Origin of the sequence: Corynebacterium sp. H130 (assembly GCF_037572395.1) — a bacterium.
GTDB lineage: Bacteria > Actinomycetota > Actinomycetes > Mycobacteriales > Mycobacteriaceae > Corynebacterium.
Map to the genome: position 1 here is coordinate 224,382 of NZ_JBBHLA010000001.1, position 20,660 is coordinate 245,041.

The following is a 20,660-nucleotide window of genomic DNA, read 5'->3' on the forward strand; positions in this document are numbered from 1 at the left end:
CCTAGATATTCAGCTCTGGGTGGAGGGTGTCCAGGCTGAACAGTCGGTCACGCCAGGCAGACAGCGTGGTGATCATCAGTGCTCCCGCGAGGACACAGACCAGCACCACGATGGATTGCTCAAATCTGACGTCGAACGCAGGATGCCCACCCACCAGCATTTGGCGGAACAGATTCACCGAATATGTGATCGGGTCGTACGTGTGGAACCACTGCAAGAATGCCGGCTGGGTTTCTGGCGGGTACAAACCACCTGAGGACACCAGCTGCAACGCCATGAAAATCAGGCACAGCAGGCGGCCGGCTGAGGTGCCGAAGAAGGCGTTGATTGCCTGAGTCACGCCGACAAAGCACATCGACACCCCAACAAGTGCCAGCCACAGCCCTACAGGGTGTACCGCATTTACTCCAAGCACGACCTCAAGTACGAACCACACCGCGCTAGCTTGCAAGCTACCAACGACCACACCTGGCAACCAGGAGGAAATGGCTACTCGGAATGGATTCATGCCCGAGTCGACGGCGCGCCGCTTGAGTGGCCTGAGAACCATGAACATGGTGGTGCCACCGAGGAACATAGCCAGCGATGCAAAGAATGGAGCAAGTCCGACGCCAAAGGAGGTAAGTTCCTGTCCCTCATTGTGAGTGTCGACCATTCGACCCAACATCGTTGTGGCGTTGTCGCGCTTCTGATCATCGAAGTTTGGCACCTGCTTAGCTGCATCGCCAAGCTTCAGAGACAGCTCCCCGGAACCAGCATCCAGCTGAACCAGGCCGTCGCGCAGCGCTGATGCACCGACGGCGAGTTCCTGCGTACCCGAGACAAGCTTCGTGGTGCCATCAGTCAGGGTTTGCGTACCGACGACCAAACGCCCGGATCCATCTGACAATTGGGTCAATCCCGATGCCAGTTGCCCGGCTCCGGTCTCCGCAGAGGCCATTCCTTGGCGATATTGCGACGTAGGGTCGCCAAGCTGGTACGCAAGTTGGCGTGCGCCATCTTGCAAACGCGCAATATCGGTAGCTGTTTGAGACTGCGGGCCGACGCCTTGAGAATTAATGGAAGCGATGACCCCGTCAAACTGGTTAGCCAATTCGATGGCCGCGGGGATTCCCAGGGCGCGTAGCTGGGCTGACGCAGTCACCAATGGTGCCACGACCTGTTCTTGAGCCGTTGTTGCTTGACCCGCCATATTCGCGATTTGATCAACGCCCAAGGAGATTTGCTGAGCGCCTTCGCCAAGTTTGACCGTGGCACCGCCAAGGGACGTCAGGCCCTGGCTTAAGGACTGAGCGCCCTTCTCAGCCGACTTGATGCCGGTATCCAGTTGGGTAGCGCCGGAGTGGAGCTGCTGAGCTCCACTATCCAGTTCCCCGCTCTTGGTTGCCAGCGTGCCTGTGCCGTCGGCAAGCTTGTCAGCGCCCTGTCGCGCTTCACTTACGCCTCCACTGAGCTTCTCAGCGCCACCGGCGGCTTTGTCCATGCCGCTACCAATGGTGTTGTAACCGATGAGGAGCTGGTTCGTGGCCTGCTTACCGAGTTCAGCGTCGATGGTCGAAACGACCTGGTTGGTGACGGTATTTCCAAGCATGCTCGCGATGAAGCCGTTGGCGTTGTTAAACACCGTGGCGATCTGCGCGGAATGAGGATTGTCGGTGTTAACGCTGGTCACAGACTCCGAAAAGTCAGTCGGAAACTCTAGGGCAAAGTAGTAGGTTCCATCTGCCACGCCTTTGGCTGCCTCTTCGGCGGAGGCACGTTTGAAGCCAACTTTGTCGTTGTCAATGAGCTTTTCAGTGACCTGCTCTCCCGCGTTGATCGTCTTGTCCCCAAGTTGCGCACCCTCGTCCGAGTTCACCACCGCTACCGGAAGATTCTTCAGGCCCGTGATCGGATCCCAATAGGCCCAAGGGAAAAGCCCACCGAAAATCAGTGGCAGCAGCGTCATCACGACGAACGCCGCGCGTGGCAACCGGCCGGAAGCGAAGCGCCGAAGTTCGGAACCAAAGTGAAACAGATTCATGGCTACTTGCTCCCTTCCAACGAAATAACGCGGTCAAATTGCTTGTTCGTGTCTCGGTTTGTCGAAGCGACAATCACTGGTACGTGCTCAGATAGCACTCGGAGGTGATCGATGAGCTCAGCGCGGATCTCGTGGCTGCGCACTTGGTCGATATCGTCGATGATGACCAGCTCTGGATCAGGTCGTGCGATGAGCGCCAATGCCACCCGGAGAATGAATCGGTGCGTGGCGTTGAGCTTTCCTACCTGCTCATCGGGGTCGATGTGCAGGTCGAATAGCTCGCTGACGTGCTGCCATTGTTCGATGTTCTGGACTTTGCGAGGCGTGCGGCGGTACCAAGGATTCGCCCAGGCTGAGGTTTCACGAATATAGGTGCGTGCCGGAACGTTGCGGTCCAGCCCATCGATTGCCGGTACGCCGGCCAATGCGATGCGGGCACCTCGGTCGCGCGGCGTGATGAGCGTTTCTCCGCCTCGAGTTTGAAGACATATGTCGCCTGACTTTGGCTTCATGCGACCGGAAAGGGTCAGCATGGTGGTCGTCGCTGAGGCTTCCCGACCGGTGAGCAGGAGATTCATTGATGTATTCAATTCGAAGTCGGGCACGCGCATCCCAGTGGCGACTTCGAGGTCGCGGACTTCAAGGAATGGTGTGTCATACATTGTGGTGTGCCCCAAAGAACTTAAGTGGAGGGTTGACTATCAGTTATACTGTGACCATCATGCTCTTCACTCGAGCAAATCGCAAACCTAGTCGCTGATAAGGACCCAACATGCGCGCTGATGCCCTCCGCCGTCGAGAAGCAATCCTCGAGGCAGCCCGCACCGTCTTCGCCGACGGCCCAGATTCCGGCACCCTAGAAGAAGTCGCCCGCGTCGCAGGCGTTGGCATCGCTACCCTTTATCGCAACTTTCCCGACAAGCACGCCTTGCTGAGCGCTGGTCTGGAACGCCTGCTAGAGCGCATTATCGACGTCCAAAAGGCAGCGCTCGCCGAATTTGAGACCAACCCAGCTGCCGCGCTCCACAACTATGCGCACGACCTGGTCGAGCTTGGCCTTGCGCCACTCATAATGGGAACGAGCGCCTCAATGGGCAAGGATTTCCTCGCCCGTTTTTCCACCGCTCGAAAGAATTTAACTACCAACAACCGCACGATTATTGAGCTCGCTAAGCGAAGCAATTTGGTCACAGACGACGTCACCCCGCGATTCTTTATCGCGGGCTTGATCCAGGCTGCAAGGCCAGCAGCGGCCACGTTCCTACCCCCAGTCACCCAACTTGAGAAGAAGATGGTCGATGTCTTTTTGGCGGGCATTAGGCCACCCCAATCACCTACCCTGGAGGCATGACAACACCGGCTTCGGCATTTCTGGCAGCTTTCAACGACATCGAGTCGCACCTTAGAGCATCTCTCAATGCCCGCAATTCTGATGGTTTTACCTGGATGGTGCGCCTCGCTGCCAAGAAGAACCTTGTTACTGAGCAGCAGTCTCGGACATTGCAGGAGTTTGCTGAGCTAAGAAACGCTATCGTGCACGGCGATTTTGAGCACGGGCACGCCATCGCCGATCCACGTCCCGACACGATTAGAGAAATCGAGCTAATTCGAGATTCACTGATTCGGCCAGCTCTAGCACTAGACATCCTCGGCCCCAAAGGTGTGCAGACCCTGAAGCCTACTTCGAGCATCATGGCCGCCCTCAAATTGATCAAGAACTCGACCATTTCGCAGTTCCCAATCTATGACGGCACCACTTTCGTGGGACTGCTGACAACTAATACGATTGCCCGCTGGGTGGCTAACGATTTGGACGACAACAGCCATTTGGATGCTGTGACCATCGCTGATGCTCTCGCTTACGCAGAGCATCCGGAGCGTCCCGAATTCTTTGCTCGCGACGTGACCGCGGCGACCGTTATCTCCACATTCCTTCAGCCAGGATCTTCACAATTCGGAATTGTCACTGAGCACGGCAACGCTAATGAAAAGCCGCTCCGCGCCATCGGCCGCTCCGACCTTTCCCTGCTGCATGAAGCCCTAACAAAGACCTCTAGACAAGGCTGACAACATCTCATATTGTTGACACGTCAGCATTAATGAAAGATCGAGGTTACAATGCAATTCGGAATTTTCACCATCGGTGACGTCACCACCAACCCAACCACCGGAGCTACCCCTACCGAGGCCGAGAGAATTCAGGCGATGACGGCCATCGCTCTCAAAGCCGAGGAAGTCGGACTAGATGTCTTTGCTACCGGCGAGCATCATAACCCACCTTTCGTGCCTAGCTCCCCCACCACCCACCTCGGGTATATTGCGGCGAAGACCGAAAACATTATCCTTTCCACGTCCACCACCCTGATCACAACTAATGATCCGGTCAAGATCGCCGAAGACTATGCGTTTCTTCAGCACTTGTCTGGTGGCCGAGTCGACCTCATGATGGGCCGGGGCAACACCGGGCCCGTGTACCCATGGTTTGGAAAAGACATTCGTCAAGGCATCCCGCTAGCAATCGAAAACTATCACTTGTTGCGCCGGCTGTGGCGCGAGGAGATTGTTAACTGGCAGGGCGAATTCCGTACCCCGCTGCAGGGCTACACGTCCACCCCAGCCCCACTTGACGGCGTCCCGCCATTCGTGTGGCACGGTTCCATTCGTTCGGTCGAAATTGCCGATCAAGCAGCCTATTATGGCGATGGTTTCTTCCACAACAACATTTTCTGGAACAAAGAACACACTGCGAAGATGGTCAACATCTATCGTCGTAAGTTCGAACGCTATGGCCACGGACCTGCAGACACGGCGATTGTTGGACTGGGCGGTCAATTCTTCGTTGGCAACACCGAAGCCGAGGCAAAGAAGTTCTTCCGCCCATTCTTTGATAACGCTCCTGTTTATGGCCATGGTCCAAGCCTGGAGGAGTTTAGCGAGGTCACCCCTCTGACAGTTGGCACGGTGGAGCAGGTCATTGACCGCACCATGCAGTTTGCAGACTGGGTGGGCGATTACCAGCGGCAACTTTTCCTCGTCGATCACGCCGGTCTTCCACTCGAGGTAGTCCTCGGGCAAATCGAGATTCTGGGAAACCAGATCGTTCCCGAATTGCGCGCCAGGATGGAGCAGCGACGCCCGGACCATGTGCCATCCAATCCACCGACGCACGCTAGCCTTAAGTCAAGCCCTCAGTCGCCTCACTTCAAGGTCATGCCTGGAAAGGACAGCTAGTGCACCGCATCGTCATCGTCAATGCAGGCGTCTCGGTTCCATCTTCGACCCGAAATTTGGCGGAGCAATTGGGTGGCGCGGTGCAGGCTGCACTGTCGGCCCGGGGCGAGGCAGCCGAAACAACTCACATTGACATCCGCGATTTTGCCAGCGACCTTGCCAATTCCTTCCTCAGCCTGGGTTTTAGCGCGCCCGCGCTAGCGCAAGCGATCACGGCCGTTTCGGAGGCTGATGCCCTCATCGCAGTCACTCCGATTTACAAGGCGAGCTACTCGGGGCTGTTCAAGATGTTCTTCGATGTTTTTGACACCGATGCGCTCGTCGACAAGCCCGTTCTGCTTGCAGCAACCGCCGGCACCCCGCGACACTCCTTGGCGCTCGAGCACGCGGTTCGACCGCTTTTCTCGTTCCTACGAGCTCGCACGATTCCGACCGCGGTGTTCGCCGCAACCTCTGATTTCGGCTCTGACGCAGGGCAAGCGTTAACCGAGCGGATCCAGCGCGCTGCCCGAGAGCTGGCGACCTCGTTGCTTGCCGACACCTCGTCGGTCGGTGGTTTAGGTGGTGCGTATGCGCGCGGAGCTGAAATAAAATCCGAGTTACCAGAAAATGATAAAAGTTTTGCAGACCTGCTGAAGAAGTATCAGTAGGATGTGATCTATGACAATTAGTGTTGTAGATCTCTTTAGCGTCGGCATCGGGCCGTCTTCTTCCCACACCGTCGGCCCCATGCGCGCAGCAGCTAGGTTTATCGCTGAACACCCAGCTCAGCATGTGGATATTGAGCTGCGCGGATCGTTAGCGGCGACGGGCGCAGGTCATGGCACCGATCGCGCTGTACTACTTGGGCTCTTGGGGCATGCCCCAGATTCGGTGCCAGAAGATGTAGAACCCCGAGCCGGCGATCCGATTCCTGCCGAGGGCACTCTTCCGAACGGCATCACCTACAGCATTTCATTCAACGTGGAGCCACTTCCTGAGCACCCCAATGCAGTTATCTTCCGCGCTGGTGACGTCGAGGAGCGCTACTTCTCGGTGGGCGGTGGATTCATCCTCTCTAAGGCGGAAATTGATGCACAGTCTCGAGGCGGCGGCCTCGGCTCCGGAGCATCTACCACTGGGCATACTGACGATGTCCCCTACTACTTCACCACCAGTGCCCGACTTCTCGCGATGTGTGATCGAAGTGGCCTTAGAATTTGCGAGCTCATGCAGGAAAACGAGACTGCTCTGCATGGTTGGGAACCCGTGGAGAAGCATCTCGACCGCGTCTGGGCGACCATGCAGGAGTGCGTCCAAGCAGGTATCCACACCACCGGGATCCTGCCCGGTGGCCTGAACGTCGAGCGCCGCGCACCGCGTCTTTACGAACAGCTCATGCGCAACCAGGAGCACTACGCTTCAGACAATTTTGGTGCGATGGAATGGGTGAACCTCTTTGCGTTGGCCGTAAATGAACAAAACGCCGCCGGAGGCCGAGTAGTCACCGCACCAACCAATGGCGCTGCCGGCATCATCCCCGCGGTGATGCATTACGCACACAAATTCTTGCCGAACTTCGATGAAGTCGAAGCCCGCAAGTTCCTGCTGACTGCTTCGGCCATTGGCCTTATCATCAAGGAAAATGCATCGATTTCTGGAGCAGAAGTCGGTTGTCAGGGTGAGGTCGGTTCCGCCGCAGCAATGGCGGCAGCCGGCCTGGCTGAGATTCTTGGCGGATCACCAGCGCAGATCACCAATGCTGCCGAAATCGCCTTGGAGCACAACCTCGGCCTCACTTGTGACCCGGTGGGCGGCCTCGTGCAGATTCCTTGTATCGAGCGCAACGCTATCGCCGCCGTTCAAGCCATCAATGCGGCTCGCCTGGCAAATTTGGGCACTGGTATCCACCACGTATCCCTTGACGATTGCGTGCGCACCATGGCAGAAACCGGCCGTGACATGCTCAGCAAATACAAAGAGACCTCCATGGGAGGCCTCGCTGTAAATATTGGTTTGCCGGTGAATTACACCGCCTGTTAGCCCAGGAGCGTACGGAGCTTTTCGACGACCACTTCCAGACTCACTTCTTCCTGGGAGTGTTCGCGAAGATTCTTCAGCGCAACCTGGCCATTTTCCAGCTCGCGATCGCCAAGAACCAAGGCGTAGGCAGCTCCAGCGCGATCTGCGCCCTTCATGGCGCCCTTCAGTCCGCGGTCGCCGTAGGCCATGTCCGCGGACAAGCCAGCAACGCGCAGCTCATTGATGAGGGACACCATGCGTCGCTTGGCGTCAGCACCCATCGCCACACCGTATACATCCACGCGGTTACCAGCGGTTACCTGTTGCTCCTCAGCCTTAAGAGCCAGCAGGGCACGGTCAACGCCGAGTCCAAAACCGACGCCAGAAAGTTCCTGACCGCCCAACTGGGCCATCAGACCGTCGTAGCGGCCACCGCCACCGATGCCGGACTGTGCGCCGAGCCCATCGTGAACGAACTCGAAGGTGGTCTTGTTGTAGTAGTCCAGACCACGAACCATTCGTGGGTTGATGGTGTACGGCACCTTCATATCATCGAGCATGCCCAAGACGGTTTCGAAGTGTTCCTTGGACTCGTCGGACAGGTGATCGAGCATCAATGGGGCGTCGACAAGCAACTCCTTCATCTCTGGGCGCTTGTCATCGAGCACGCGCAGGGGGTTGATCTCTGCGCGGCGCTTCGTCTCCTCATCCAGTGGCAGTTTGGCCAGGAAGGCCTGGAGCTTTTCGCGGTATGCCGGACGGCAGGTGCTATCGCCCAGGCTCGTGAGCTCGAGTCGGAAGCCGGACAGTCCGATGGAACGGAAGCAACGGTCCGCGAGGGCGATGACTTCTGCATCAAGCGCGGGGTCATCGACGCCGATTGCTTCGACACCCACCTGCTGGAGTTGACGGTAGCGACCTGCTTGCGGGCGCTCGTAGCGGAAGAACGGGCCAGCGTAGGTCAGCTTGACTGGCAGCTGCCCACGGTCGAGACCATGTTCAATGACCGCACGCATGACGCCAGCGGTTCCTTCCGGGCGCAGGGTGACGCTTCGGTCGCCACGGTCCGCGAAGGTGTACATCTCTTTGGACACGACGTCAGTGGATTCACCCACGCCGCGGGCAAACAACGCGGTCTCCTCGAAGATTGGCAGCTCGATGTGCTCGTACCCGGCCAGATGAGCCTGATGCGCAAAAGTGTTGCGCACGGCAAGGAACTCCGGGGATGCTGGCGGAACGTAGTCCGGCACACCCTTAGGGGCAGAAAACGGCTGAATCTTCTTTTTTTCACTCACAAAGTGAAACTTTACCCTGTCCTAACGCAGCTGTTGAAGGAAGGGGTTACCTGCTCGTTCAGCTCGGATGGTCGTTGCTTCCCCGTGACCGGGCAGCACGTGAAGGGCATCGTCAAGGGTAAGAACTTGTTCCCGCAGCGAGGCCAACATCGCAGCATGATCAGAATGAGCCAGGTCAGTGCGACCGATGGATCCCTTAAAGAGCACATCTCCCGCAAAGCACACGTTGTTCTCAGCAGAAATGAGGAGAACGGAGCCTGGAGAGTGCCCTGGCGCGTGTCGCACCTCGAAATCGACGCCCGCCAATTTAACCGTGGCGCCGTGTTCAAGATGCTGTGGGTTTGGAATAGGAGTCATGTTGATGGCGTCGAAAAGCACCTGCGTTTGAGTGCTCACGCCCACCCCCTTATCGAGCATGAACTCATCGGCCTGGTGGATGTACACCGGCACGCCGTAGCGCTGCGCCAACGAACCCGCGTCGCGCGTGTGGTCAATGTGGCCGTGCGTGAGGACGATCGATTCAGGGGTTAGCCCTTGCTTTTCGACGACATCGACAACGCGCTCCTGCGCGTGCATGCCCGGATCAATGATGACGCAAGAGCCGTTGTTGGACCAGATGTAGCAGTTGGTCTGATATGGACCAGCAGCGAATCCCATAATCTCCATGCCCACCACCCTACAGAGATTTCAGAGTGCATTAAGATAAAGTCCTGTTTTACACAGCCACCCATCTGAAAGTAAAAGAATCGTGACTTCTAACAAGCAACGCCGCGAGCAGGCGCTGAAGAATCTCGAGCGTGAGCTCGCTAATCGCGAACGTGCAGAGAAGACGAAGCCACTGGGCGTCGTCGTCACTGCAGCGCTGGTCATCCTTGCTCTGGTCGGCGGCATCTGGTTTGCTGCCACCCGCGACTCTAACCCGGAGTCCAACGAGGCTAACTCGACCGCTACTTCGGCTGCCAAGCCTGAGGTCAAGCCACTGGCAATGAAGCGCGCAACCCCGCTCGCCGAAACTGTGAACTGTGAGTACCCAGCCGGCGGCACGGCAGCCAAGGAGGTCACGGCCCCAACCCACACCAAGGATGTGAAGGCCACCGGCACTGTCAACCTTGCACTGGAGACCAACGCAGGCAAGATCGGCCTTGAGCTCGATCGTGCAACGTCGCCATGTACGGTCAATGCCATCGAGCACCTGGCTTACAACGGTTACTTCGACAACACCATCTGCCATCGCATCACTACCAACGGCATTTTCGTTCTACAGTGTGGCGACCCAACTGGCACTGGCACAGGTGGCCCAGGTTTCACCTTCAAGAACGAGTACCCAACCGATGAGTCTCCTAACACTCAGGTCATCTACCCACGCGGTTCCCTCGCAATGGCTAACTCCGGCCTTGACACCAATGGTTCTCAGTTCTTCCTGAACTACCAAGATTCCCCGCTGCCAGCTAACTACACTTACTTTGGCAAGATCACCGATGAAGGTCTCAAGACCTTGGACGGTATCGCTGCCAAGGGCGCGACGGGTGGCGCTCCCGACGGCGCGCCAGCTGAAGAGGTAAAGATCAGCAAGGCAACGCTGGGTTAAATTCAGCAAATTCTGTAGCCCCATAGGAATGGTTAACCACCCCACTTCCTTTGGGGCTTTTTCCATGATTTTCATGGGCAAATGCCAGGCACCGACATTGCTAAATATGATGATTAAGGGATCTTTTAGGAGATTCTTCTTTTCGGAACTGTTGCGCGATAGTCATAGGACCATTACCATGTGGGAAGGTCCACCGCTTCTTTGACGTAAAGGAATAACATGAAGCTCATCTCCCGCAAGGCCATCACCGCTACGATTGCTGCTGCTGCCATCTCCACCGCTTCCCTGACCGCTCCAGCAATGGCTCAGACTTCTGAGACCGACGCTCCGGTAACCCCAACCTCTACCACCACCCCAGCTCCTGCAGAAGAGGGTTCTTCCTCCGCTGACTTCGGTTCCTCCGACAGCGACCTGTTCAAGGACAAGGATGGCAAGGAGATGTCTACCGCTCAGAAGATCAAGGAAATCGTCTCCATCCTGACCGGCATTGGCGCTCTCTTCGGTGCGATCGTTACCATCAACAACAACATCGACCGCATCCTCAAGAACTTCAAGCTCTAATTAGCGCTCGCATTGAGTTTCAAACCCGCCGAATACCGGCGGGTTTTTTGATTGTCTGATACGCAATAAGAGGCGGCCTGCATTGTCTGCAGGCCGCCTCCTTTTGCAGAGTGGCTTACTTGCCGATGTGTGCCTCAAGCTGTGCGCGCAGCGGAGCTGGGAGCAGAGCCAGGAGAGAACCGACAATGTTCGGGTTCATCTGAGCCAGGGAGTGCAGCGCAAGGCCCAGCGCACCGAAGATGCCGAGCACTGCAAGCAGTCCGCCGCCGATGGAAGAACCGGAGGAAGAGCCATTGTCGTTGCCATTGTCGGCGTCCTCAACGATCGTGTAGCCCTCGATCTCGACTGGCATGTCAATGTCGGTGCCAGCGTCGGTGGTGATGTTCAGGACTGGAGTTGGTCCCTGAGATGGAACGGCTAGCTCAACGACAGCCTGGCCTGCGGTTGGGAGCTTGTCGACGAGGGTCTTATCGATGTTGGCGGTGACGGTCTGATCACCAAGCGAAACCGTGACAGTAGTGGCGGTATCGCCGATGGTGTAGATCAGCGAGGACAGGTCGATCTTGACAGTCTGGCCCGCAACCAGTGGCTGGTCAAAGGTAACGCCAACATTGCTCTGGCCCCCACGTGGCTCCACATTTGGATTTGCCTTGAGGTAGCCGATAAAGGCGTCGACGTCCATGATGCCCGTGTTCGGGAACGTCTCGACGTTCTTGAACGCAGTGAATCCGTCGCCACCGTCCAGCAAGAAGGTGGAACCAGCAACTACGTAGGTTTTGTTCATGTCAACTGGCACGCCATCGATGGACATCGAGGTCACGCGCTCGCCCCATGGCTTGGTGGCGTCGAAGGTGTACTCAAAGTTGTCTGACCAACCGAGGTGCAGTACGGGACGGGAAGCCTCAGGGTCATTGTCCTTCCACTGCTGCTCCAGGACCTGCTTGAGCTCAGCGCCAGTGTAAGTCCCGTAAGTGAGCTCATTGCCGAACGGCTGCACTGCAAATGCTTCTGCGTAGGTGACATCGCCAGCCAGCAGATCATCGCGAACACCACCCGCGTTCATAACTCCCAGGTCAGGCTGAACGGAAGTGTTCTGGCCAACGTACTGCTTGGTGGCCTCTGCGATGAGGTTGGAAAGGGTCGATTCGGTACCACGGTTACTACCAGGCTGCTCATCGGTGTTTGCACCACGGTAGAAGTTGTTCGCAAGGGTCACGACGGTCTCATTCCCCTTCGCATCCGCCGCAGCCTTGGCTTCATCCACAATGGACTGAACCGCTGGAACTGGGGTAGCTCCACACTGAGTCAGCATTGCTTCAGCACCGATTACTCCAGCGGTAATGTCAGTGATCTTCTTGGTAGTTGGGTCAAATGTGATATCGAGGTCTGCTAGGCCCTTGCCGTAGTGGTCAGCCTGAACGAGAGCGAACTTGGAGCCATCTGCTCGTTCGACCACTTCGCTCGCAATTTGGTGGGAGTCGCCACCCATGGCGATATCAACGTTATTCGAGAACATTTCCGGAGTGGAGTAACCCTCGTGAATCAGGGCGACCACCACGTCTGCCTCACCGGAGCTCTTGATCTTGTCCGCAGCAGCGTTAGTCGATGCGTAAGGATCTTCGAAGGTAATTCCAGCAATGCCAGAAGGCGCAACCTTGTCGGCGGTGGTTGCGGTTACGGAGCCTACAAACGCAACCTTGACGCCGTTGATGTCTCGAACAACGTACTCAGCCAGCTCAGGGGACTCGCCCTTGACATTCGCACCGAGGTATTCGAAGTCTGCTAGATCAGCTACGCGGCCCGACAAGTCAGCGTAACCAGCGTCGAATTCATGGTTGCCTACAGCAGCAACGTCCAGGCCCATAGCATTCAGCGCCTTGATGGTTGGTTCATCGTCGAGCAACGCAGAGGTGAACGCAGATCCGCCGATGTTGTCGCCAGAGGAGACAAAGATCTGCTCTGCCCCGCCAGCAGCCACAGGAAGCATGCATGCGAGCACAGCGGCGCCTGGTTCTGAATCGGTGGTCTCAATGTGACCGTGGAAGTCAGTGATACCAGCAATGTTGAACTTGACTGGTGCAGTCTGAGCGTGGGCAACTGGCTGGCCCGCGAGGGTGAGGCCGGAAAGGGCCAGCGCAGCAACAGTGCGCTTAAAGGCAGAGGAAGACACGAGTAGGCTCCTGGTTAATGACCGATAGTTACCTAATCGTTGTATCCCCAAGCTGAAAGTACTGCTCACCGAAGCTTTTTCTAACTTGGGGCTTTACCTATTGGAAACCAACATTTCACTAGCCGGAAAGCCCGGCTACCCCCATGCTATCCCCCCGAAGTGAGGCGGTAGACGTCGAAGACGCCCTCGATATTGCGAAGGCGTGCCATCACGGAACCCAGCTGTTTCGTGTCGGACACTTCGAAGGTGAAGCGAGCAACCGCGACTCTGTCATCGGAGGTGTGGATGTTCATGGCGGTCGTCGACAAGCGCTCCTCATTAATCACCCGGGTGATGTCAAGCAACAAACCGGTGCGGTCGATAGCCTCAAGCTGCAGATTTGCCGAGAATACTGAGTTGCCTTCCGATGCCCATGCGACGTTGACCAGGCGTTCTTTTTCTTCGCGGAGCTTGACCGCATTGGTGCAGTCGGAACGGTGCACGGACACGCCACCGCCACGAGTGATGAAGCCGAAGATATCGTCGCCGGGCACTGGCATGCAGCATTTTGCCAGCTTGGCCATGACATCCGGGCTACCCTCCACCAGGATGCCAGTGCCCTTCCCTGCCCCACTCTCGCGATGAGTTTGAGCGCTGACGATTTCACTGAGCGGGGCACGCGAAGCAAGGACATCCTGCACGTCATCATCGTCGCCGTAGTACGCGGTGATCTGATCAACCACGTGCTTAGGAGTCAGCTTGCCGTCGCCAATCGCGGTGTACAGCGAATCCACGTCTGGGAAGTTCAGCAACGAGGCGACTTCCTTCATGGAGTGAGCGTTAAACAGGCGATGCTTTGGCAGGCCACCGCGCTGGATCTCGTTCGCGAGTGCGTCGCGACCGGCCTCCAGCGACTCTTCGCGTCGCTCCTTGGCAAACCACTGCCGGATCTTCGCCTTTGCACGCGGCGAAACGACGAACTTTTGCCAGTCCTGGCTTGGTCCCGCGGCTTGATCCTTGGACGTAAAGATCTCAACGCGGTCACCAGACTTCAGCGCAGATTCAAGAGCAACGAGCTTGCCATTAACCTTTGCTCCAATGCAACGGTGCCCGACCTCGGTGTGGACCGCATACGCGAAGTCCACTGGAGTGGAACTCGCCGGCAGGTTAACCACATCACCCTTTGGGGTGAAGACAAAGATCTGCTTGGTGGTGAGGTCGTAGCGCAGTGAGTCCAGGAACTCGTTCGGATCAGCTGCTTCCTTCTGCCAATCAAGGAGTTGGCGCATCCATGCGATCTGGTCCACTTCCGTCTGTTCGCCGGAATGCTTGCCCTTGGTTTCCTTGTATCGCCAGTGGGCAGCGATGCCGAATTCGGCGTTGTAGTGCATCTCGTGGGTACGAACCTGCACTTCAAGTGGCTTGCCACCAGGACCGATTACAGTGGTGTGGAGAGACTGGTACACGCCGAATCGTGGCGCTGAAATGTAGTCCTTAAATCGGCCAGGCATCGCCGGGTAGAGTGCGTGAACTGCGCCAATGGCGGCATAGCAGTCGTGAATATTGTCGACCAAGATGCGAATGCCGACGAGGTCAAAGATTTCATCGAAGTCGCGACCACGAACGATCATCTTTTGGTAGATAGACCAGTAGTGCTTTGGTCGGCCGGCTACCTCAGACTCGATATGGTTTTCCTTCAGTGTCCCGGACACCGCGGAAATAATTTCTTTGAGGTAGCGATCGCGACTAGGTGCGCGATCAGCAACCAGGCGCACGATTTCGTCGTACTTCTTCGGATAAAGAATCGCGAAGGAGAGATCCTCAAGCTCCCACTTCACCGAGGCCATGCCCAGTCGGTGCGCGAGTGGCGCAATGACTTCGAGGGTCTGTCGCGCCTTCTTCGCTTGCTTCTCTGGAGGAAGGAATCGCATCGTGCGCATGTTGTGGAGACGGTCAGCAACCTTGATCACCAGCACACGTGGATCCTGGCTCATCGCCACGATCATCTTTCGGATGGTCTCTGCCTCGGCAGACGCCCCGAGTGCCACTTTGTCCAGCTTGGTAACGCCATCTACCAGGCGGGCAACTTCCCAGCCGAACTCCGCGGTGAGGTCCGCGAGTGAATAGTCGGTGTCCTCGACGGTGTCATGGAGCAACGCGGCCACGAGGGTCGTGGTGTCCATGCCGATTTCCGCTGCGATGGTGGCTACAGCCAGTGGGTGCGTGATGTAAGGGTCCCCAGACTTTCGGACTACTCCTTCATGCAGCCGCTCAGCGGTATCGTAGGCACGCTGCAAAATCGCAGCGTCAGCCTTCGAGTGAAACTGACGGTGGATGCTGAGCAACGGCTCTAGAACAGGATCAATTTTGGCACGTCCGCCCGTTAGGCTTCGTGCCAGCCTCGCAGACATGCTGCGCATGCCCACTTGCTGTCGGTTCTGCTTTCGCTCAGCCATCTCTCCAGCCCCTTACCCTAACGCTATTCTTTCCATGCTACCCGTGACCTCGGCCACCATGAAGCATGAGGAGGGTTAGTGCTCGTTGAGCACGACCAGAGGGCTCTCTCCCAGCTTTTCCCTGCCACCGAGTCCTTCGACTTCAAGCACCACGACAAAACCGACGACTTCAGCGCCAGACTGCTCCAGCAGGTCTCGAGCCGCAACCAAGGTGCCTCCAGTGGCCAGCACGTCGTCGACAAGCACGATCTTCTTGCCCGCCAGAGCGATACCAGAGGCAGGTACTTCCAGAGCTGCGCTGCCGTACTCCAGGTCATAGGAACGGGTGTGCACTGGTGGTGGCAGCTTGCCCTTCTTGCGGATTGCCAAGATACCTTGGCCAAGCTTGTAGGCAACCGCAGAGCCGAGGAGGAAGCCGCGTGCATCCAGTCCACCGATCATCTCGGCGCCCATCGACTCTGCAGCTTCGGCCAACTCGTCAACAATCACGCCGAAGGCATCGGGGTGGGCAAGCACCGGGGTGAGATCCTCGAACAGGACGCCCTTGCTCGGAAAGTCTGGGACGAGGCGGACCAGGTCCGTCAAGGCCTCATGGGAGGTGGCGTAGGTGCGACTCAATTGGATTTCCCTTCTACCCAGCGCTCCATGTTCCAGCCGATACCAGACAAGGACGTGTTGGATACAACGTTGGCAATGCGTTTATCAAAAATAATGGTTCGAGGCTGCGAGGCGAGCGGAATGGTGTCAGTTTCGTCCCACAGTTGGCGCTCCGTGGCACGCAGCTTTTCGACGTCATCCAGGCCGCCGTCTACATGGCCATATCCTTGGTGCGGATCGGCCGCAAAAAGGAACGCATCTAGACTACCTTGAAAGTCTCGGACGCCGCCGTGGAATTCCTCTTTCCGGCTCACGTCTCCCAGCGAGGCCTCCTCAGAGGATGCATCAATCACGGTGATTCCTGCAGGCGCGCAGGATGCTGCAATGGCAGCCACCATGGCTTGCTTGCGTTGGTCCGGCCCGGAGTACCCCACCCTGATTGTCTGCCCCCGGAGTTTTTCTGCCTCAGACATATTGACACCTACGTGCTCATTGGCGAGACTCTCCAATTGTGCGTTCGCCGGGTCTCCGACCGCCGTTAAGCGCGTGGCCATGGCTTTCACATCAACGCCCGCATGCTCGCTCGACACCCGCGCGATGTCCGCTTGATCAACGCAGGCTGCAAATGCGCGACGCTGTTCAGCCTTTTCAAACAGGCCAGCATTTCCTAGAGCCAGCATCTCCGTCAAATGGCCAGCCTCAAAGCTGACGGCAAATCGATTCTTTGGATCGTCGCGGTTGACCCACGGGACATCCTTCACGCCTACGAGGTCCGCGACCTCAATGTTGCCCGACGTACTCAGTTCGCCAAGGTTAGCGTTGAGTGGCCACATCATCACCTTGTCGATATTCGCGGCGTCGCCATGGAAGTTTTCATTTCGAACCAGCTGCACTTCCCCATCATTTCCAACGGACTCGATGCGGTACGGTCCTGCCGAAAGCTGCAGTTCAGGATCGAAATTTCTGAGGTCGAAACCACGATTCCACAGGTCAGCAATCGGCATGAGCATCGATCGGTTGTCGGACTGCAAAGCCGCGACCATCTGTTCCTCGGTCAAACCCAACCGCCCAGCAATGGCGTGCGATGGGACCACAGTGCCCGGACCAAACAACTGGCGCCAACGGGCGCCCATACGCTCCTTAAAAACAACGGTGAATTCCCGGGCACCCGGAGTGCAGTCCAGGCGCTCCACTTGCTGCATCAACGGTGCATAGGAACCGAACATGGCCGGCTGTGCCCCCGCTTTGTAAGCCAACAAGAAGTCCGTACAGGTGATCGGGACCCCATCTGAATAGCTGGCCTGCGGGTTGATGGTGTACACAACCTGCGTCTTCGCACCTGGAAGCAACTGCGCCGTCGCAAGATCGCGATTCGGGATCATCTGGCCGGACGGCCCTGAAACGAACACTGCCGGAAACAGCCTGCCGGCAAGCACATCACTCGACGTCGATGCCCCCACTTTTGTCTGGGCATTCGTGGTGAGCAGCGGCGAACCGACTGCGAACCCAAAATGATCGGCAGGCAACTTTTGCATGCCCGTTGAACAGCCCACCAACGCTACGGCCGAGACCAGCACCATTGCAGTGCGTTTCAAGAGCTGGAGAGCTGACAATCCGAATCGAGACATGAATTCCTTTTGTGTACGTGTCCGGCAAACAAGACGCCCTAAGTATAGACCCGAGGTATCGGAGTACCCTTCCGGGCCTAGGTCAGAGCACCACCCAGAGATGACGAAAGCCGGAGAGGTCTCCCCTCCGGCTTGTTCTATGGAAAACTACTGTCCTGGACGCCAGGACTTGCCGTCACCGCGGGTATCCAGGAATTCCTCCTGGGCCTCGGCGGTAATTGGAGCCACGGTCCTGCGAACTGGCTTTGCTTCTGCTTCGGAGCTCGCCTCTGGGCCGTCGTCAAGCTTGCCGGCGCGGTAGTCACGGACGAGTTGCTCATGTTCCTGAATCTTTTTGTTGCGACGCTTGAGCGAAACCAGGATTGGGGTGGCGAGGAAAACGGAGGACAGCGCGCCCTCGATCACACCGATGAGCTGGACCAAAGCCAAGTCCTTGAGCGTGCCTACACCCATCATCCACACAGCGACGACCATAAGAGCGATGATCGGCAATGCGGAAATGATCGTCGTGGAGATAGAACGCATCACTGTCTGGTTCACAGCCAAGTTCGCTTGCTCGGCATAGGTGCGCCTGCGCGATGCCTCGAAGCCTGCAGTGTTTTCGCGCACCTTATCGAAGACCACGACAGTGTCGTAGAGGGAAAAGGACAAAACCGTCAGCAGACCGATGACAGTCGCAGGGGTTACTTCGAAGCCAACCAGCGAGTAGATACCGGAAATAACTACGATGTCGACGAGCAGTGCTGTAATTGCAGCGATCGACATGTCGCGCTCAAAGCGAATGGCGATGTAGATAAAGGTCAGGCCAAGGAAGGCAAGCATCGACAGGAGCATGCGGTTGGTAATCGTAGAGCCCCAAGACTCCGACACCGTGGAGTCACCGACAGCGTCTGGGCTCGCCTCGCCCGTTTGATCCTTTGGCTGGAATTCATTAAACAGCGCCACTCGTGCAGCGTCGATTTGTTCATCGCTGAGGCGTTCCGCATTGATCTCTACCATGCGGCTGTCACCGGCACCGACCACCTGGACCAGCTCAGGGGTGACGCCAGTAGCGGAAGTGAATACGTCTTCCACCTTCTCAATGCTGTAGTCGGCATCAGGCATATTCATCTTGGTGCCACCCTCGAAATCAATACCGAGGGAGAAGCCACGGAAGATGATCAGCAGGATGCTCGCAGCAAGGACTCCAGCGGTGATGCGGTACCAAAGCTTGGAACGTCCGACGAAGTCGATTCCGCCTTCACCGGTGTAGAGGCGACTGAAAGTAGATGCACTCATTAGTTTTTCTCCTCTGCCAGCTCACGGTCCGTGCCATCGAACTCGCCGTCGTGTCGACGTCGATCGGCAACCTTAGCCACAGCGCCCAGGCCGTTGACGGAGTTGCGCGCAAACCATGGCTTGCGGGATGCCAGGATTACCAGCGGTCCGGTCAACAGGAAGGTGACCAGCAAGTCGAATACAGTGGTCAGTCCGAGGGTGAAGGCGAAGCCCTTGACCTCACCGACTGCCAGAATGTACAGCACAACTGCTGCAATCAGGGAAACGAAGTTACCGGTAAGCACCGTTCGCTTCGCAGAATCCCACGCACGTGGCACCGACGAACGGAAGGTACGTCCGTCACGGATTTCATCCTTGATGCGTTCATAGAACACAACAAAGGAGTCTGCCGTGGTGCCGATACCGATGATCAAACCTGCCACACCTGCCAGATCCAGCGAGTAGCCGATCCACCGGCCCAGCAGGATCAATGTGCCATAGACCAGCACACCAGAGGCAACCAAGGTGAACAGCGCAAGCACACCGAACACGCGGTAGTACGCAAGTGCGTACAGAGCGACAGCGATCAGACCCACCAGGCCAGCGATGAGGCCTGCCTTCAGAGAGGCAGTACCAAGGGAAGCCGGAATAGTAGTCGTTGTACCACCGCGTTCGCCGTTTTCGCCGGCAAAGCTCAGTGGCAGTGCACCGTACTTCAGGTTATTAGCAAGATCGGTGGCTTCCTGCTGGGTGAAGTTACCGGTGATTGCCGTTGCGGAACCGGCAGGCGTTGCGCCCTGAATCACAGGTGCAGAGATGATCTTGGAGTCCAGGGTGATGGCGACCTGGCTACCCAGGTTGTCCTGGGTTACCTTGGCCCAGGTCGCGCCACCTTGCTCGCCACCATCAGACTTAAAGGAGAAACCGATCTCCATCTGTCCGGTCTGTGGATTCAGGCCACCGTTGATTGGACGGTTGGAGTCGATCTCATTACCTGTCAGGCGCTTGCCATTCTCCGGCTCGCCGACGAGCAAAGGTACTGGTGCCAGGACGTGCTTTTGGCCCGTCTCATCACAGGCGATGAACGGCTTTGCCGGATCGTCAGAGCCCGCGAGTGGGTCCATGTCCTGATCACAACGCAGCAATGCAGCCGAGGCGAACTGCTTGTTCGTGTCCTCGCTCTGGCGGTCACCTCGGAGCATCTCGGTGATCTCCTGGCGACGCTTCGTCGCCTCGACGGAGTTCTTTGCTTCCTGAGGCGCAGCCGCAGTAACGGACTTCACCTCGAGTGGAGCTTGGCCCTCACCCAGTCCCTGGTTCAGGGAGTCAACGAGTCCCTTGAGAGTTTCGTTGGCCTGATCCGGGGTGATAACGCCCTTCTCTACCCAACGGTTTGCCATGTCGTTGGCAGTCTCATACAACGAATGTGGCTCTGGGGTTCCGGGTTGAATGACTGGGCGGAACATCAGCTGGGAGGTTTGGCCCAAGGCTCGAGCCTGGGTGGTGTCCTCACCGGGAACCGTGATGACGAGGGTGTTGCCATCCGTGACCACGCTAGCGCCCGTGACGCCCATGCCGTTAACACGGTTTTCCAAGATCAGACGGGCTTGAGCCAATTGATCTTGGGTAGGCTCAGCGCCCTGCGGAACCAGAGTGACACGAGTACCACCTTGCAGGTCGATACCCAACTTCGGGTTCGCGGTGCGATCACCGGTAAAGAACACCAACCCATAGACGCAGAACAAGACCAAAAAGAACAGGGCTATCGCCTGAAATGGCCATGACCTACGGCTCTTTGGTCGTCCAGATGTAGACACTAAAGAACTCCTTCATGAGTGGCCCACCTGGAGCGCAGGCCACATAACTGGTCACGT

Annotated in this window: 17 protein-coding genes; 7 read left to right on the forward strand and 10 right to left on the reverse strand. The window is 57.3% G+C overall.

Features of this window, described 5'->3' with window-relative positions; all coding sequences use genetic code 11:
- Position 1: 1 nt before the first annotated feature.
- Complete coding sequence (locus WG939_RS01060; RefSeq protein ID WP_339981674.1) at positions 2-2,023, reverse strand: YhgE/Pip domain-containing protein; 2,022 nt, start codon at positions 2,021-2,023, stop codon at positions 2-4.
- 2 nt (positions 2,024-2,025) lie between these two features.
- Complete coding sequence (locus WG939_RS01065; RefSeq protein ID WP_339981676.1) at positions 2,026-2,685, reverse strand: hypothetical protein; 660 nt, start codon at positions 2,683-2,685, stop codon at positions 2,026-2,028.
- A 110-nt stretch (positions 2,686-2,795) separates the two neighbouring features.
- Here WG939_RS01065 and WG939_RS01070 point away from each other — a divergent pair, with 110 nt between their 5' ends.
- From WG939_RS01070 to WG939_RS01090, 5 genes are read left to right on the forward strand one after another with little or no spacing between them, the layout of a single operon-like run.
- Positions 2,796-3,374, forward strand: a complete 579-nt coding sequence (locus WG939_RS01070) for a TetR/AcrR family transcriptional regulator (RefSeq protein ID WP_339981677.1) — start codon at positions 2,796-2,798, stop codon at positions 3,372-3,374.
- A complete protein-coding gene (locus WG939_RS01075; protein ID WP_339981679.1) occupies positions 3,371-4,090 on the forward strand; it encodes a CBS domain-containing protein in 720 nt (239 codons plus the stop codon). Before WG939_RS01070 ends, WG939_RS01075 begins: the two co-directional genes overlap by 4 nt.
- A gap of 51 nt (positions 4,091-4,141) precedes the next feature.
- Positions 4,142-5,254, forward strand: a complete 1,113-nt coding sequence (locus WG939_RS01080) for an LLM class flavin-dependent oxidoreductase (RefSeq protein ID WP_339981680.1) — start codon at positions 4,142-4,144, stop codon at positions 5,252-5,254.
- Positions 5,254-5,904, forward strand: coding sequence for an FMN reductase (locus WG939_RS01085; RefSeq protein WP_339981681.1), 651 nt, complete (start codon positions 5,254-5,256; stop codon positions 5,902-5,904). Before WG939_RS01080 ends, WG939_RS01085 begins: the two co-directional genes overlap by 1 nt.
- 10 nt (positions 5,905-5,914) lie before the next feature.
- On the forward strand, positions 5,915-7,276 hold the full coding sequence (locus tag WG939_RS01090) for an L-serine ammonia-lyase (protein WP_339981682.1): 1,362 nt from the start codon (positions 5,915-5,917) through the stop codon (positions 7,274-7,276).
- Here WG939_RS01090 and hisS read toward each other — a convergent pair.
- Both hisS and WG939_RS01100 read right to left on the reverse strand, forming a co-directional pair.
- Positions 7,273-8,550: a histidine--tRNA ligase gene (hisS, locus tag WG939_RS01095; RefSeq protein WP_339981683.1), complete on the reverse strand. Its 1,278-nt coding sequence runs from the start codon at positions 8,548-8,550 to the stop codon at positions 7,273-7,275. The genes WG939_RS01090 and hisS overlap by 4 nt on opposite strands.
- A 21-nt stretch (positions 8,551-8,571) precedes the next feature.
- Positions 8,572-9,216, reverse strand: coding sequence for an MBL fold metallo-hydrolase (locus WG939_RS01100; protein WP_339981684.1), 645 nt, complete (start codon positions 9,214-9,216; stop codon positions 8,572-8,574).
- 82 nt (positions 9,217-9,298) lie between these two features.
- On the opposite strand from WG939_RS01100, the gene WG939_RS01105 reads away from it, so the two are divergent.
- The gene (locus WG939_RS01105) at positions 9,299-10,138 is read left to right on the forward strand and encodes a peptidylprolyl isomerase (RefSeq protein ID WP_339981686.1); all 840 of its coding nucleotides are present in this window, start codon (positions 9,299-9,301) and stop codon (positions 10,136-10,138) included.
- 219 nt (positions 10,139-10,357) lie between these two features.
- Positions 10,358-10,699, forward strand: coding sequence for a hypothetical protein (locus tag WG939_RS01110; protein WP_339981688.1), 342 nt, complete (start codon positions 10,358-10,360; stop codon positions 10,697-10,699).
- A gap of 115 nt (positions 10,700-10,814) precedes the next feature.
- On the opposite strand, the gene WG939_RS01115 is transcribed toward WG939_RS01110, so the two are convergent.
- The 6 genes from WG939_RS01115 to secD all read right to left on the reverse strand — a co-directional run bounded on the left by WG939_RS01115 (position 10,815) and on the right by secD (position 20,603).
- Positions 10,815-12,869, reverse strand: a complete 2,055-nt coding sequence (locus tag WG939_RS01115; RefSeq protein WP_339981689.1) for a bifunctional metallophosphatase/5'-nucleotidase — start codon at positions 12,867-12,869, stop codon at positions 10,815-10,817.
- Between the two features lie 146 nt (positions 12,870-13,015).
- A complete protein-coding gene (locus tag WG939_RS01120) occupies positions 13,016-15,304 on the reverse strand; it encodes a RelA/SpoT family protein (RefSeq protein ID WP_339981690.1) in 2,289 nt (762 codons plus the stop codon).
- A 75-nt stretch (positions 15,305-15,379) separates the two neighbouring features.
- Entirely contained in the window at positions 15,380-15,922 is a 543-nt protein-coding gene (locus WG939_RS01125) for an adenine phosphoribosyltransferase (protein ID WP_339981691.1), read from the reverse strand.
- Positions 15,919-17,529 carry an ABC transporter substrate-binding protein gene (locus tag WG939_RS01130; RefSeq protein WP_339981693.1) on the reverse strand — a complete coding sequence of 537 codons (1,611 nt, stop codon included), beginning with the start codon at positions 17,527-17,529 and terminating at the stop codon, positions 15,919-15,921. The genes WG939_RS01125 and WG939_RS01130 overlap by 4 nt, the downstream gene beginning before the upstream one ends.
- 147 nt (positions 17,530-17,676) lie before the next feature.
- The gene (secF, locus tag WG939_RS01135) at positions 17,677-18,807 is read right to left on the reverse strand and encodes a protein translocase subunit SecF (protein ID WP_339981695.1); all 1,131 of its coding nucleotides are present in this window, start codon (positions 18,805-18,807) and stop codon (positions 17,677-17,679) included.
- Positions 18,807-20,603 carry a protein translocase subunit SecD gene (gene secD / locus WG939_RS01140; RefSeq protein ID WP_339981696.1) on the reverse strand — a complete coding sequence of 599 codons (1,797 nt, stop codon included), beginning with the start codon at positions 20,601-20,603 and terminating at the stop codon, positions 18,807-18,809. The genes secF and secD overlap by 1 nt, the downstream gene beginning before the upstream one ends.
- Positions 20,604-20,660: the final 57 nt, after the last annotated feature.

What these genes read in the sequence shown, in the direction of transcription:
- WG939_RS01060 (WP_339981674.1), bottom strand. Translation starts at nt 2,023, where the DNA reads ATGAATCTGTTTCACTTTGGTTCCGAACTTCGGCGCTTCGCTTCCGGC.
- WG939_RS01065 (WP_339981676.1), bottom strand. Translation starts at nt 2,685, where the DNA reads ATGTATGACACACCATTCCTTGAAGTCCGCGACCTCGAAGTCGCCACT.
- WG939_RS01070 (WP_339981677.1), top strand. Translation starts at nt 2,796, where the DNA reads ATGCGCGCTGATGCCCTCCGCCGTCGAGAAGCAATCCTCGAGGCAGCC.
- WG939_RS01075 (WP_339981679.1), top strand. Translation starts at nt 3,371, where the DNA reads ATGACAACACCGGCTTCGGCATTTCTGGCAGCTTTCAACGACATCGAG.
- WG939_RS01080 (WP_339981680.1), top strand. Translation starts at nt 4,142, where the DNA reads ATGCAATTCGGAATTTTCACCATCGGTGACGTCACCACCAACCCAACC.
- WG939_RS01090 (WP_339981682.1), top strand. Translation starts at nt 5,915, where the DNA reads ATGACAATTAGTGTTGTAGATCTCTTTAGCGTCGGCATCGGGCCGTCT.
- WG939_RS01100 (WP_339981684.1), bottom strand. Translation starts at nt 9,216, where the DNA reads ATGGAGATTATGGGATTCGCTGCTGGTCCATATCAGACCAACTGCTAC.
- WG939_RS01110 (WP_339981688.1), top strand. Translation starts at nt 10,358, where the DNA reads ATGAAGCTCATCTCCCGCAAGGCCATCACCGCTACGATTGCTGCTGCT.
- WG939_RS01120 (WP_339981690.1), bottom strand. Translation starts at nt 15,304, where the DNA reads ATGGCTGAGCGAAAGCAGAACCGACAGCAAGTGGGCATGCGCAGCATG.
- WG939_RS01130 (WP_339981693.1), bottom strand. Translation starts at nt 17,529, where the DNA reads ATGTCTCGATTCGGATTGTCAGCTCTCCAGCTCTTGAAACGCACTGCA.
- secF (WP_339981695.1), bottom strand. Translation starts at nt 18,807, where the DNA reads ATGAGTGCATCTACTTTCAGTCGCCTCTACACCGGTGAAGGCGGAATC.